Annotated in this window: 12 protein-coding genes; 9 read left to right on the top strand and 3 right to left on the bottom strand. The window is 44.0% G+C overall.

Annotated features, from left to right (window positions below):
- The first annotated feature begins 126 nt into the window (after positions 1-126).
- The 7 genes from lepB to CYLST_RS06830 all read left to right on the top strand — a co-directional run bounded on the left by lepB (position 127) and on the right by CYLST_RS06830 (position 10,017).
- On the top strand, positions 127-777 hold the full coding sequence (gene lepB, locus CYLST_RS06860; protein WP_015206977.1) for a signal peptidase I: 651 nt from the start codon (positions 127-129) through the stop codon (positions 775-777).
- Positions 778-858: 81 nt separating this feature from the next.
- Positions 859-1,824, top strand: a complete 966-nt coding sequence (locus CYLST_RS06855; RefSeq protein ID WP_015206976.1) for an MOSC domain-containing protein — start codon at positions 859-861, stop codon at positions 1,822-1,824.
- 246 nt (positions 1,825-2,070) lie between these two features.
- Positions 2,071-3,210 (top strand): circadian clock protein LdpA, encoded by a 1,140-nt coding sequence (ldpA, locus tag CYLST_RS06850; RefSeq protein ID WP_015206975.1) that lies wholly within the window; start codon positions 2,071-2,073, stop codon positions 3,208-3,210.
- A gap of 40 nt (positions 3,211-3,250) precedes the next feature.
- Complete coding sequence (locus CYLST_RS06845) at positions 3,251-4,987, top strand: R3H domain-containing nucleic acid-binding protein (protein WP_015206974.1); 1,737 nt, start codon at positions 3,251-3,253, stop codon at positions 4,985-4,987.
- Between the two features lie 274 nt (positions 4,988-5,261).
- Entirely contained in the window at positions 5,262-8,300 is a 3,039-nt protein-coding gene (locus CYLST_RS06840; RefSeq protein ID WP_015206973.1) for a beta-propeller domain-containing protein, read from the top strand.
- Between the two features lie 476 nt (positions 8,301-8,776).
- Entirely contained in the window at positions 8,777-9,142 is a 366-nt protein-coding gene (locus CYLST_RS34265) for a hypothetical protein (protein ID WP_157162543.1), read from the top strand.
- Positions 9,143-9,537: 395 nt separating this feature from the next.
- The gene (locus CYLST_RS06830) at positions 9,538-10,017 is read left to right on the top strand and encodes a DUF4383 domain-containing protein (protein WP_015206972.1); all 480 of its coding nucleotides are present in this window, start codon (positions 9,538-9,540) and stop codon (positions 10,015-10,017) included.
- Positions 10,018-10,057: 40 nt separating this feature from the next.
- Here the strand turns inward: CYLST_RS06830 and CYLST_RS06825 are convergent, their stop codons facing one another.
- On the bottom strand, positions 10,058-10,726 hold the full coding sequence (locus CYLST_RS06825) for a LuxR C-terminal-related transcriptional regulator (protein ID WP_041232999.1): 669 nt from the start codon (positions 10,724-10,726) through the stop codon (positions 10,058-10,060).
- 102 nt (positions 10,727-10,828) lie between these two features.
- Between CYLST_RS06825 and CYLST_RS06820 the strand changes: the two genes are divergently transcribed.
- Complete coding sequence (locus tag CYLST_RS06820) at positions 10,829-11,485, top strand: DUF3386 domain-containing protein (RefSeq protein ID WP_015206970.1); 657 nt, start codon at positions 10,829-10,831, stop codon at positions 11,483-11,485.
- Positions 11,486-11,559: 74 nt separating this feature from the next.
- The gene (locus tag CYLST_RS34260) at positions 11,560-11,712 is read left to right on the top strand and encodes a hypothetical protein (protein ID WP_015206969.1); all 153 of its coding nucleotides are present in this window, start codon (positions 11,560-11,562) and stop codon (positions 11,710-11,712) included.
- Between the two features lie 197 nt (positions 11,713-11,909).
- On the opposite strand, the gene CYLST_RS06815 is transcribed toward CYLST_RS34260, so the two are convergent.
- Both CYLST_RS06815 and CYLST_RS06810 read right to left on the bottom strand, forming a co-directional pair.
- On the bottom strand, positions 11,910-12,302 hold the full coding sequence (locus tag CYLST_RS06815; RefSeq protein WP_015206968.1) for a GFA family protein: 393 nt from the start codon (positions 12,300-12,302) through the stop codon (positions 11,910-11,912).
- A gap of 219 nt (positions 12,303-12,521) precedes the next feature.
- Positions 12,522-12,869, bottom strand: a complete 348-nt coding sequence (locus tag CYLST_RS06810; protein WP_015206967.1) for a hypothetical protein — start codon at positions 12,867-12,869, stop codon at positions 12,522-12,524.
- Positions 12,870-12,927: the final 58 nt, after the last annotated feature.

The following is a 12,927-nucleotide window of genomic DNA, read 5'->3' as shown; positions in this document are numbered from 1 at the left end:
ACTTATGAATCACTTGCTCAAGTCGCCAACCTCATCAGGAAAACAAAATTCTTTCGTTAAGATTAACAAATAAAGTCTCCCTAGGCGAGTTACTTACCTGCATCCTTCGTTAAATTAAGTAATTTCATGCAAAATCAAGTGCCTGATAACAACTCTAGCCAACAAACTGATAATTCCTGGATCGCAGAGCTAGGTAGAACGATTATCTTGAGCATCGTTCTAGCTTTGGGAATTCGTACATTTGTCGCCGAAGCCCGCTGGATTCCTTCTGGCTCAATGGAACCGACTCTGCATGGTACGCCAAACCAATGGGAAGCAGATAAGATTATTGTCGATAAATTGAAGTATAAATTTTCTGCTCCCCAACGGGGAGATATTGTAGTATTTTCACCTACATTAGAGCTACAAAAAGAACAATATCAAGATGCCTTCATTAAACGTGTCATTGGCTTACCTGGAGACAAAATAGAACTCAAAGATGGCAAAGTCTTGATCAACGGCAAACCCCTCCAAGAAGAAAACTACTTATCCAGCGGAAAGCGTACAGTTGTTGATGTTTGCACATCAGGACCGCAGCCACCTTTCTTAGCTAAACCCCAAACGATACCCACTAACTCATATTTGGTTTTAGGTGATAACCGTGGTAGCAGTTATGATGGACGTTGTTGGGGTTTAGTTCCCCGGCAAAATATTATCGGTCGTGCCGTACTTCGCTTCTGGCCGCTTAATAATGTTGGCGGACTCGATGAGTCGCCGTTGTATCCAGACTCCAATTAGTAACCAGAATTACGCCATAGCTCGCTGCTATGGCGATTAAAATTTTTTTAATTTTTAATTTTTTAATTTTTAATTGTTCAAATGCCATATTTAGCCAAGATTTTACTGTACCCAATTAAGTCACTGGATGGCGTTGAAGTTGAAACCGCGACAGTCTTAGAGAGTGGCGCCCTTAAATACGATGGTGCGTATGTTGGGCCACAGCGCCCGCAAGGCGATCGCGCAAGGCGCCCGCAAGGCGATGGCGCAAGGCGCCCGCAAGGCGATGGCGCAAGGCGCCCGCAAGGCGATGGCGCAAGGCGCCCGCAAGGCGATGGCGCAAGGCGCCCGCAAGGCGATGGCGCAAGGCGCCCGCAAGGCGATCGCGAATTTGCCATTTTTGACACCCAAGGTAGGCTTGTCAACGGCAAGCGCCATGCCAAAATCCATTTACTGCGCTCAGAATTTTCCTTAGAATCTAGAACTATCTCACTACAAATTCCAGGCAGCAACTCACCACAAGTTTTTCATTTAGATCAAGAACGACAAAGGCTAGAAGCGACTTTAAGCGATTTTTTTGAATTTACCGTCACATTCAAACAAAACTCTCAACTAGGCTTTCCTGATGATCCAGACTCACCAGGTCCAACAGTAATTAGCACAGCCACCTTGACAGAAGTAGCTTCCTGGTATCCTGGTTTGAGTGCAGATGAATTGCGTCGGCGGATGCGTGCCAACATCGAGATTGGCGATGTACCAGCCTTTTGGGAAGACCGGCTGTTTACCGAAACTGGGGATGCAGTATCCTTTAAAGTGGGAGATGTGCGCTTTTTTGGAGTATATCCCTGTCAGCGTTGTGTCGTCCCCACCCGCGATTCTTACCTAGGGAAAGCTGACCCAAACTTTGCCAAAATATTTGCCCACCAGCGCCAAGCCACCTTACCAAGCTGGGTAGCAACATCCAGCTTTAAAACCTTTTACAGCTTGAGTGTGAATACAAGATTACCCGCCTCAGAAGCGGGAAAAATTTTACAAGTCGGCGACGAAATTGAGATTCTTCCGCAATAAAAATAAAACTATAATTTTATACAAAATAAGTAGTACTATTGATCTACTGTTGGCAATCTTACTACCGTACCTCGTATACATAAATACAACAAACAAAATAAGCTAACAGTTATTTATTCCTAGAGAAGGATGACAGGCGACTTCAATCGTGATTTTGCTGAATACTGAGAATGTTGGCTCAGGAAATCCGGACTTTTTATCGATTGCAGGCTACTATTTTCCATCGCCTAAACGCATAATAGAAATGTGACTGATCTGTTCGCCCCTTTACAATCCCTGAAACAAGGTCACTGGTTCAAGCTGATTTGCGGCGCCAGTTTCCAACATCTACCTGCTGTCAGAAGTTTAACATTAGCCTACACTTTGGCGGGCGCTGACTGCATAGACGTGGCAGCTGATCCAGCTGTAATTGCCGCAGCCCAAGAGGCTCTACTTGTAGCCAGAGATTTAGCTGAGGATGCTCAAAAGCGAGGTTTTAGCAACAAAGGCAGCTTACCCTTTTTGATGGTCAGCCTAAATGATGGAGAAGACCCCCATTTTCGCAAAGCTGAGTTTCGTGCCACTGAGTGCCCCAAAGACTGCCCTAGACCCTGTGAACAAATTTGTCCAGCACAGGCAATCGTGTTTAACAGTATAAAAGAGAACTATTCGGGGGTAGTTGCTCAAAAGTGCTATGGCTGTGGACGTTGCCTACCAGCATGTCCATATGAGAAAATTTATACAGAGTCCTATATGTCAACGCCAGGAGCGATCGCACCATTGGTAATGTCAACGGGAGTAGATGCCATCGAAATTCATACAAAAGTAGGGCGTTTGGCAGAATTTCAGCAATTATGGCAAGCAATTTCACCGTGGGCAGAGCAATTAAAGGTCATAGCTATCAGTTGTCCCGATGGCGAGGGAATGATTGACTACCTCGACGCGCTGTATAATCTGATAGCCCCCCTCAAAAGTACCTTAATTTGGCAAACTGATGGTCGTCCAATGAGTGGTGATATTGGAGACGGTACCACGATCGCCGCTGTGAAATTAGGGCAAAAAGTTTTGGCAGCAAAGTTACCGGGATATGTGCAGTTAGCAGGTGGCACCAACAGCTATACCGTTGCTAAGTTAAAGGCAATGGCACTGCTCAACGATTTTAGATTGCCGATTTTAGATTTTGGATTAGAAGACGAAAATCCAAAATCCAAAATTGCCGGAGTAGCTTACGGTAGCTACGCCCGTGTACTGCTGTCACCAGTTCTTGAGCAATTAGAAAAAAAGGAGGTGAGTCAAGCAAGTCTCAAGGCGACTATCCACCTAGAAGAAGAACCAGAATTACTTTGGCAGGCTGTAGGGCTTGCCCATTCTCTCGTTTCCCAGCTCAAGTCACAGCAGGAGCGTTAATCGCTCGTTCGTTATCTCTAAAAACGTCACCATAGAAAGCATGACGATTACAGAAGATCTCCAAAAGTTGTTAGACATTTTGCCCCAGGATCTGCGACACGTACTAGAGAATCATCCCAAACGAGATATTTTAGTTGAAGTAGTCTTAGATCTGGGCCGTCGCCCAGAAGCTCGCTTTCCCCAGCAAGCTGAGTATCTGAGCGAAACACCTGTAACTCAAGAACAAATAGATGATTGCATTCAGCGCGTCGGAATTTTTGGCGGAGATAATCGGGCAGGAATTGAGCAAACTTTGCATCGGATTAGCGCCATCCGCAACCGCACAGGCAAGATTATTGGCTTAACTTGTCGCGTCGGTCGGGCGGTATTCGGCACAATTGGCATGATCCGCGATTTGGTAGAAACTGGTAAATCGATTCTCATGCTGGGGCGTCCGGGCGTTGGCAAAACTACCGCCTTAAGGGAAATTGCCCGTGTGTTAGCGGATGATCTGCATAAGCGGGTGGTAATTATCGACACCTCCAACGAAATCGCCGGAGATGGTGATGTTGCCCACCCCGCCATTGGTCGCGCCAGAAGGATGCAAGTAGCTCATCCAGACCAACAGCATCAGGTGATGATTGAGGCAGTGGAAAACCATATGCCAGAAGTCATTATAATTGATGAAATTGGTACAGAACTGGAAGCTTTAGCAGCTCGTACCATTGCCGAACGCGGTGTGCAATTGGTAGGTACTGCCCACGGGAACCAGATTGAGAACCTGATCAAAAACCCGACTCTCTGTGATTTGGTTGGGGGCATTCAGGCTGTGACCCTTGGAGATGACGAGGCTAGAAGACGGGGATCTCAAAAGACCGTTTTGGAACGCAAAGCCCCTCCCACTTTCGAGATTGCTGTGGAAATGTTGGAGAGGCAGCGCTGGGTAGTCCACGAAAGCGTTGCTGACACGGTTGATAATCTGTTGCGGGGGCGTCAACCTAGCCCACAAACAAGAACAGTTGATGAGCAAGGCAAAGTTGCAATTACACGGCAGTTAGCTGTGGTTAACGGTCGCGGTGGACAGCTAGCAGGTGGAGAGGAATCTTTCCCACCGGTGCGACAGCCTAATGGTTGGCGTTCATCTGGGCAGATGGTAGCATTACCAGCATTGCCCCTAGAACGGGAGCGGGTGACTGGACGCAGTGAATTTGACCGCTTGTTGGATGAATCTTTTAATCATTCTGACAGCTTTGATTACCATGCCAGCAAACATGCGGGGCCAAATGGCGAGGATTTGCCGTTGCATATTTACCCTTATGGGGTTAGCCGTCACCAATTGGAGCAGGTAATCAATGTGCTAACTTTGCCGGTAGCGCTGACAAAGGATATTGATAGTGCTGATGCTATTTTGGCATTGCGATCGCACATCAAAAATCATGCCAAGCTGCGGCAAATGGCTAAAGCGCGTCAAGTACCCATCCACGTCATCAAGTCCAGCACTATTCCTCAGATAACTCGTGGCTTGCGGCGCTTGCTGAACATGGATGACCCAGAAACCGCCGATGACCGAGAACTGCAACTGTTTTTGCACAGTGGCAGCGATGACGAAATGGACGCCCTAGAAGAAGCAAGGCTTGCTGTAGAGCAAATTGTCATTCCCAAAGGTCAGCCAGTTGAGTTATTGCCCCGTTCTTCCCAAGTCCGCAAAATGCAGCATGAGTTGGTAGAACATTATCGACTCAAATCTGACAGTTTTGGCGAAGAACCAAATCGCCGCTTAAGAATTTATCCGGCGTAACTTCACCCCTAGCCCCTCTCCAAATGCGGAGAGGGGATATTTTTTGATAATTTTCTAGAAACATATTCCGTGCTTCCATGAAGTGTAGAAACGTTGGATGCAACATCTCTACTACATTTGCACGAGAGATATCTTAAAGTTCATTTGGTTGAGTTACTTATCTAAATTTATCAATTCATTTTATATATGCGTCTATCAGATAATATTCAATCTAGCGTATTAGAGAAAAATCAACTCAGAGTTGCAGATAATATCACAGCGGGAGTTACGGTTTGTGAATAATATTAGCGCCTGGTTAGCTGAAAAGTCACCGGAGGAAAGAAAACACTTTTTAGGTGAAGTTCCCCGGTTGTGCATAGAAGGTAGAGAATTTGACAAATTATGCCGTTTGTTAGCTGATTTTGACTTTATTGAAGCTAAAATTAATCACCCTCAATTTGGTGTACAGGCGCTAATTGAAGATTACGATTTAATTGATAAAGCAGAATTATTAACTTATTTAGAATATGCTGAACCAGTGAAAGCATTAAAATTAATTCAAGGCGCTTTGCGGCTGTCAGCACATATTTTAAATCAGGATAAAAAACAATTAGCTGGACAATTATCAGGGCGATTGCTGCATTTTTACGCACCGGAAATTAAGGGATTAATGCAACAAATGGCAGCGATCAAAAACATTGGTTTACGTTGTTTAACAGGTAGCTTAATTCCACCAGGTGGGCCATTAATTCGCACCCTGACAGGTGATAGTGACTCGGGAAGCGGGGGTTTCGCCATCGCCATTACCCCCGATAGTAAATCTGTGATTTTTGCTAGCGATGACAAAACAATCAAAGTCTGGGATTTGCCCTCCCAAACAGAAAGGTTCACCCTGACACGTGATAGTAGCTGTGGAAGTGCAACCACCATCACCCCCGATGGTAAATCTGTGCTTTTTGGTGGCGATGACAACACAATCAAAGTCTGGGATTTTCAGACAGGAGCAGAAAAGTTCACCTTGACAGGTCATGATGACTTGGTAAATGCGATCGCTTCCAGCGGGCGTTTCGCCATCGCCATCACCCCCGATGGTAAATCTGTGATTTCTGCTTCCTGGGACAGCACAATCAAAGTCTGGGATTGGGAAACAGGTTCAGAAAAATTCACCCTGAACGGTCATCGCAACTGGGTAAAAGCGATCGCCATCACCCCCGATGGTCAGTCGGTGATTTCTAGTTCCGGTGACGAGAAAATCAAAGTCTGGGATTGGGAAACAGGAAAGGAAACCTTCACCCTGACAGGTCATATTGACTCGGTAAATGCCATCGCCATTACCCCCGATGGTCAGTCGGTAATTTCTGGTTCCGATGACAAGACAATCAAAGTCTGGAATTTGCAGACAGGAACCGAAGAATTTACCCTGACAGGTCATCATAACTCGGTAAATGCGATTGCTATTACCCCCGATGGTAAATCTGTGATTTCTGGTTCCGGTGACAACACAATCAAAGCCTGGAATTTGCAGACAGGAACCGAAGAATTTACCCTGACAGGTCATCATAACTCGGTAAATGCGATTGCTATTACCCCCGATGGTCAGTCGGTAATTTCTGGTTCCGATGACAAGACAATCAAAGTCTGGGATTTGCACTCCCAAACGGAAAAGTTCACCTTGACAGGTCATAGTGGCTCGGTGAAAGCGATCGCTATAACCCCCGATGGTCAGTCGGTGATTTCTGGTTCCGATGACGACACAATCAAAATTTGGGATTTTCACTCCCGTTCAGAAACGTTCACCCTGACAGGTCATAGTAACTGGCTAAATGCCATCGCCGTTACCCCAGATGGTAAATCTGTGATTTCTGGTTCCGGTGACAACACAATCAAAGCCTGGAATTTGCAGACAGGAACCGAAAAATTCACCATTCCTGGGAAACACTACGCAAACAAAAATCTTCGCAACTTGGTAAAAGCGATCGCCATTACCCCCGATGGTAAATCTGTGATTTCCGGTTCCGATGACAACACAATCAAAGTCTGGGATTTACAGACAGGAACCGAAACGTTTACCCTGACAGGTCATCATAACTCGGTAAATGCGATCGCCATCACCCCAGATGGTCAGTCGGTAATTTCTGGTTCCGATGACAAGACAATCAAAGTCTGGAATTTGCACTCCCGTTCAGAAAAATTCACCCTGACAGGTCATCATAACTCGGTAAATGCCATCGCCGTTACCCCCGATGGTCAGTCGGTAATCTCTGGTTCCGATGACAAGACAATCAAAGTCTGGGATTTGCACTCCCGTTCAGAAAAATTCACCCTGACAGGTCATAGTCGCTCGGTACATAGGATCATCGTTACCCCCGATAGTAAATATGTGATTTCTAATTCCTATGACGAAATGAGAATCTGGGATTTGCACTCCTGTTCAGAAACGTTCACACTGACGGGTCATTGTGACTCGATAAATGCGATCGCCATTACCCCCGATGGTCAATCAGTGATTACTGGTTCCGATGACAAGACAATCAAGGTCTGGGATTTGCATTCCCGAACAGAAAAATTCACCCTGACAGGTCATCGTGACTTGGTAAATGGGATCGCTGTTACCCCCGATGGTAAATCTGTGATTTCTGGTTCCGCTGACGACACAATCAAAGTCTGGGATTTGCACTCCCGTTCAGAAAAATTCACCCTGACGGGTCATTGTGACTCGGTAAATGCGATCGCCGTTACTCCCGATGGTGAGTCGGTGATTTCTGGTTCTGAATGCTACACAATTAACAACACAATCAAATTCTGGGATTTGCACTCCCGTTCAGAAGCGTTCACCCTGACAGAAGTTCATTTTAGCCCGGTAATGGCGATCATCGTTACCCCCGATGGTCGGTTGATGATTTCTGCTTCTGCTGACGAGACAATCAAAGTCTGGGATTTGCACTCCTGTTCAGAAACGTTGACACTAACGGGTCATAGTGACTCGGTAAATGCCATCGCCGTTACCCCCGATGGTCAGTCGGTGATTTCTGTTTCCAATGACGAGACAATCAAAGTCTGGGATTTGCACTCTTGTTCAGAAAAATTCACCCTGACTGGTCATAGTAACTGGCTAAATGCGATCGCCATAACCCCCGATGGTCAGTCTGTGATTTCTGGTTCTGCTAACAACACAATCAAAGTCTGGAATTTGTACTCCCGTTCAGAAATAGCTACTTTCACAGGAGAAAGTTCCATAACCTGCTGTGCTGTCGCGCCTGATGGTGTCACAATCGTAGTCGGCGAAGAATCGGGACGCTTGCATTTTCTCAGTCTGGAAGGAATAGAGACGTAAATTATGAATACCCAACCTTCACAGCAAGGGATGACGGAGATAATATCTGAAAATGCTGCGGAAGGAAGTTAGTTTTTATCGCTTCTGCTGCAACAAATCAGCGATAAGTTACAACCTGAAGAGAAATTAATCATTATTATTGATGCTTTAGATGCAATTGACCCTAATGGTCAACCATTGGGAACAAATTTATTTATCTACCGCGATATTTACCAGATGGCGTTTATTTTATTTTCTCCCGTCGTCCCTATAAAAAAGCAAATTCCGGTTTGTTAATTGAAGCACCATCACAAAGCATATATTTATCAGATTATGCAGCCGAAAATAGCGAAGATATCAAAACATATATTCAAATAAACCTAACCCCCCTTCCCCCCTTCCCTGCAAGGGAAGTGGGGAAACATGACTCCCCTCCCCTAGCAGGGGAGGGGTTGGGGGAGAGGTCACACTTGATCAGCGAAGACGAAAATAATTTTATGTATGTCCATCAAATTTTAAAAGCTATAGCTGAAGGTTTTTACTCTCAAGCCTCGGAATTTGATAACATTCCCCTAGGTTTAGAAGCCTATTATCAACAGCATTGGCAAAAGATGCAAGGTGAGGGTTTTTCAGATTTGGCTGTAGAGTTATTGCGGGTTTTGACTGTGGCGGAAACTCAAGCAATGTCAACAGTTGCTATTGCCCAAATTCTCAATGCTGATATATATGATGTAGCGGAAATTATGGAAAATTGGTTAGAATTTTTGCAAGAAACGCGTATTGATAAAGAAATAAATTATAGATTGTATCATAACAGCTTTCGGGTTTGGTTAGCAAAAGAGATTAATAACTTAAGTTGCTAGTTATACCAATTACCCATAAGGTTGAAACAAATGAGATCCCCCCCAACCCCCCTTAAAAAGGGGGGCTAATATCAATCAATCATATTTATCAAGCTTTAAGAGAAATATTGGCTATAAATTAGTGAATTTATGCTTAATTTGACTAAATCTATGTGAATTCTGTTTCTGAAGACATTTAACTCAATAATCCCCTACTTCGCGAAAATCTTCCTGATTTAACCGAGAATTATTCCTTGTGAGAGAGTCAACTGTAAGGAATGTGAGTTGAATTAAAAGTGTTATGTCTCGTCAATTAATTGACGGCACAGAATAATTTTGATGGTTAATAGCAATTGGCTGGAATGAAATTTCAGCCAAGCTGTGAAGACTGACTTATATCAGGAGTAAAAAACAATATGCAAAACGTCACCGCTGGTCAAATGGCAGAGCGTTACTGCGCTTTAGGAATTGGTATTATCTTTTTGATTCTGGGTATAGCTGGATTTATCCCCGCTTTAGTTTCATTACCAGGAGCAAGTGCGTCTTATGTACCAGCAGATGTAGCTCCCAATGCTTACGCGGCGGGATTTGGCTATATATTTGGGTTATTTCCTACCAACTTTTTGCATAACTTAGTACGCTGCGCTGTAGGGTTTTTGGGCATTGCTGCCTACAATAATACTATTAGCACCCGTTTATTTAATCGTGGTTTTGCCGTTGCTTATGCTGTACTGGCAATCATGGGATTATTGCCCTTTGCTAACAGCTTTTTTGGCTTAATGCCACTTTTTGGGAATAATGTGTTAATCAATGCTTTAGCGGCGATCGCAGCCGGTTACTATGGGATAATTATCCCAGCCAAAGTTATGGGTGTTAGTGTATCGCAAAGTTCTTGATGTAATAAAAAAATCGGTTTCTCAACAACCGATTTTTTTGTTAGGCGGCAAGATTTTGCAATTTTGCCACCATTTCTGCACGAGATGAAACCTCTAGCTTGCGGAACATCCTTTTTAAGGCTTGCTTCACAGCACTTTGACTAATCCATAGTCTGGCAGCTATTTCGGCATTCGTTAACCCCTGTGCGACTAATTCAGCAATTTGTAACTCCCGTGGTGTTAGGGGACAGCTTGCAGAAGACTCAAATGTTTTTGGTTTTGTCCGCAGGGTGGCGAGTTTAGCTGATAAATGAATGCACAAAGCACTCAAATCAGCTAAATCGTTGCCATTAAAGGCGGGATTTCCTTTATCGCGGGCAAAATTTACCGTTCCCACCAAACGACCATCACAGACAATTGGCCCAGTCATGACGTGTTCATGGTCGGAACGTGAACAAATATCTTTCCAGTCACCTGGGGATAATAACAATTGCTCATGGGTAGGTGCGTGACGCTCAACTACATAGCGCCCCACGGGGTTGCTCTCTAAGCAGACAGCGGGAATGCCCTGAACTTCAATTTTAGCGGTTGAGTCGTCATCTAGGAGATAGATGCCCCAATGTTGTACGCCAAAATGCTCGCTAATTATATCCTTGAGAGCTAGTTTTAATTCTTGCTCATTTCGGACATTAGCGATCGCATGAAAAACGGCGTGGAGAGAATTAGCCATAAGTGTACCCATTTGGGGACTATGCGAGGCTCCATAATTACTTCTATGCTAATACCAGCAAAAATAAAACGCTATTATCACTAGTGGCGATAGGAGAAGCGCATGACAGTTACAACAATCTCTGCCCAAGAACTTTTCCGGGCTGCTTATGAAAACCGCTACACTTGGGATAAGAACTTCCCCGGTTACACCGCAGATGTCACATATAAGCAGGACGGGCAAGTTATTACAGGCAAAGTTATTATTGATGGCAATCTCAAAGCAGAAGTTTTAGATATAGAAGACGAGCAAGCTAAAAAAGCAATTCATAACCAAGCTTGGGAAATCGCTATCCACCGCGTCCGTCGCGCCTTTGAAGACACCCACAGCGCCAACACCTTTAGATATGGTACCACTGATGAAACTGGTGCAGTGGAGATTTTGATGGGTGGTAAGGCTGAGGGTGATAAATACAAAGTTCGCAATAATGAAGTGTGTCACGTTCACCGTTTAATTCACGGTACTTACGTCACAATTGACACCTTTAGCAGTCATGACACAGGAGCAGGATATCTGTCTCACTCCTATGACTCTGTATATCATGACCCCAAAACCGGGGCACAAAAGGGCGGTAGAAGCGAGTTTGTTGACGAATACGAAAAAGTTGGTGAGTATTCTATTCTCAATCGTCGGGAGATTCGCACGGAGATAGAAGGAAAAGTTTCAGTTCAAGAATTTATTTTCTCGAATATCCAGTTATTAGCACCTGTTGCGGCTTAACCTGCATTTTTTAAAATCATCTCAAAAGCGATGGCGGTATGTCATCGCTTTTATTTTTTGGGTGATTATTTTTGATGAGTGTGGCGACAATCGCAGGAGTTGAGAGTTTGCGATCGCGCCAACTGCAAAATAGTATAGCAGATTTGCAGTGGTTTTCTGAGCAAGTTGAAGGTCATGTATTTTTGTTAACTCAACTAGCGGCGTTGGTGATAGCTTGCGTGGCGTAACCATAACAAAGTGTGAATTTAGATGTAGAGACGTTTTATGGAACGTTTCTACCTTCGCCCTGACTAAGTAAGTAGGCGAAAAGAAATCAAACTATGTTAAGTGAAGTAAAAAATATTGAAATTAGCTCGTAGTGAGGGCTTTAGCCCTCACTACCAACCTTGAATTATTTACGCCAACCTACTTAATGAACTCAAAACTAATCAACCAATTTGTGAATATTGTCCTCCCAATTCGCGCCATCAAAAGGCACAATTTCAAAATTCCCAATTACATCTCCATCTAAACACCGCACATTCACATCAACACCATCGGGATGACTGCGGGGAATATAAAAAGGATGCATTCCACAAATGCGGCAAAACTTATGCTGTGCAACTCCCGTATTAAATTTATAAGTTGTCAACTCATCTTCACCTTGCAGCAAAGTAAACTGCTCTTTCGGCACAATTAAATGCAAAAAACCCTTTTTCCAACAAATTGAACAATTGCAATCATCTACTTTGTGGTTATCAACCACTACCCGAAAGCGCACCACACCACAGTGACATCCACCTTCATAAATGACTTTTTTATTAAAATCTGTTGTCATATTTGTTAACCTAAATAATAGATAAACATAACACTTATCTCTAGAATATCCCCCCAAACACTCTTAAAAAATGTGACTAAATACAAATTTTCTCGTCTGCTCTAGCCAGGAAATGCATTTCTCAAAGGCTCCACCTCCTGAAATTTAGTGGAGACGGAGCCTAGTAACGAGACAATAGCCCCCTTCCCTACTAGGGAAGGGGGTTGGGGGTTAGGTTCTTCAGCGTGATTCAATTCTAGAAACTCGCTGTTCTAATCTATTAACTTGTTGCTTTAATTCAACCACCAATGTTGCCAGCCGGTCAAACATTCTATCGCGTTCTGATTGTGCTAAGTTACGTCTAGAACCCCCTGAGGATGGAGGAGTCAGCGTTGTTCTAGAAGATGGAGACCGACCTGTTTGACTCAGTTGTAACTCAATCTGATTCAACCGCAACTCAACACGACGCAAGTCTGATTGTAGATTATTTATGCGAGAATCTACTTGCTGTGATGAAACAGTATTTGATAATATACTGCTCCAAATAATTCCTACCAAAATCCCGGCGAATAATAATCTGTTAAACATCCCATTAACTCGTTATCCAGCATTTATTAAGATTTATATAGCAGTTTCAAATGATTGG

Origin of the sequence: Cylindrospermum stagnale PCC 7417 (genome assembly GCF_000317535.1) — a bacterium.
GTDB classification, from domain to species: domain Bacteria; phylum Cyanobacteriota; class Cyanobacteriia; order Cyanobacteriales; family Nostocaceae; genus Cylindrospermum; species Cylindrospermum stagnale.
Note: the sequence above shows the minus strand (reverse complement) of the source record. Positions and strands in the feature narration are given on the sequence as shown.

Bases quoted from the DNA above. Each gene is read 5' to 3' on its own strand.
- lepB (WP_015206977.1), top strand. From the start codon at position 127: ATGCAAAATCAAGTGCCTGATAACAACTCTAGCCAACAAACTGATAAT.
- CYLST_RS06855 (WP_015206976.1), top strand. From the start codon at position 859: ATGCCATATTTAGCCAAGATTTTACTGTACCCAATTAAGTCACTGGAT.
- CYLST_RS06845 (WP_015206974.1), top strand. From the start codon at position 3,251: ATGACGATTACAGAAGATCTCCAAAAGTTGTTAGACATTTTGCCCCAG.
- CYLST_RS34265 (WP_157162543.1), top strand. From the start codon at position 8,777: ATGTATGTCCATCAAATTTTAAAAGCTATAGCTGAAGGTTTTTACTCT.
- CYLST_RS06830 (WP_015206972.1), top strand. From the start codon at position 9,538: ATGCAAAACGTCACCGCTGGTCAAATGGCAGAGCGTTACTGCGCTTTA.
- CYLST_RS06825 (WP_041232999.1), bottom strand. From the start codon at position 10,726: ATGGCTAATTCTCTCCACGCCGTTTTTCATGCGATCGCTAATGTCCGA.
- CYLST_RS06820 (WP_015206970.1), top strand. From the start codon at position 10,829: ATGACAGTTACAACAATCTCTGCCCAAGAACTTTTCCGGGCTGCTTAT.
- CYLST_RS34260 (WP_015206969.1), top strand. From the start codon at position 11,560: ATGAGTGTGGCGACAATCGCAGGAGTTGAGAGTTTGCGATCGCGCCAA.
- CYLST_RS06815 (WP_015206968.1), bottom strand. From the start codon at position 12,302: ATGACAACAGATTTTAATAAAAAAGTCATTTATGAAGGTGGATGTCAC.
- CYLST_RS06810 (WP_015206967.1), bottom strand. From the start codon at position 12,869: ATGTTTAACAGATTATTATTCGCCGGGATTTTGGTAGGAATTATTTGG.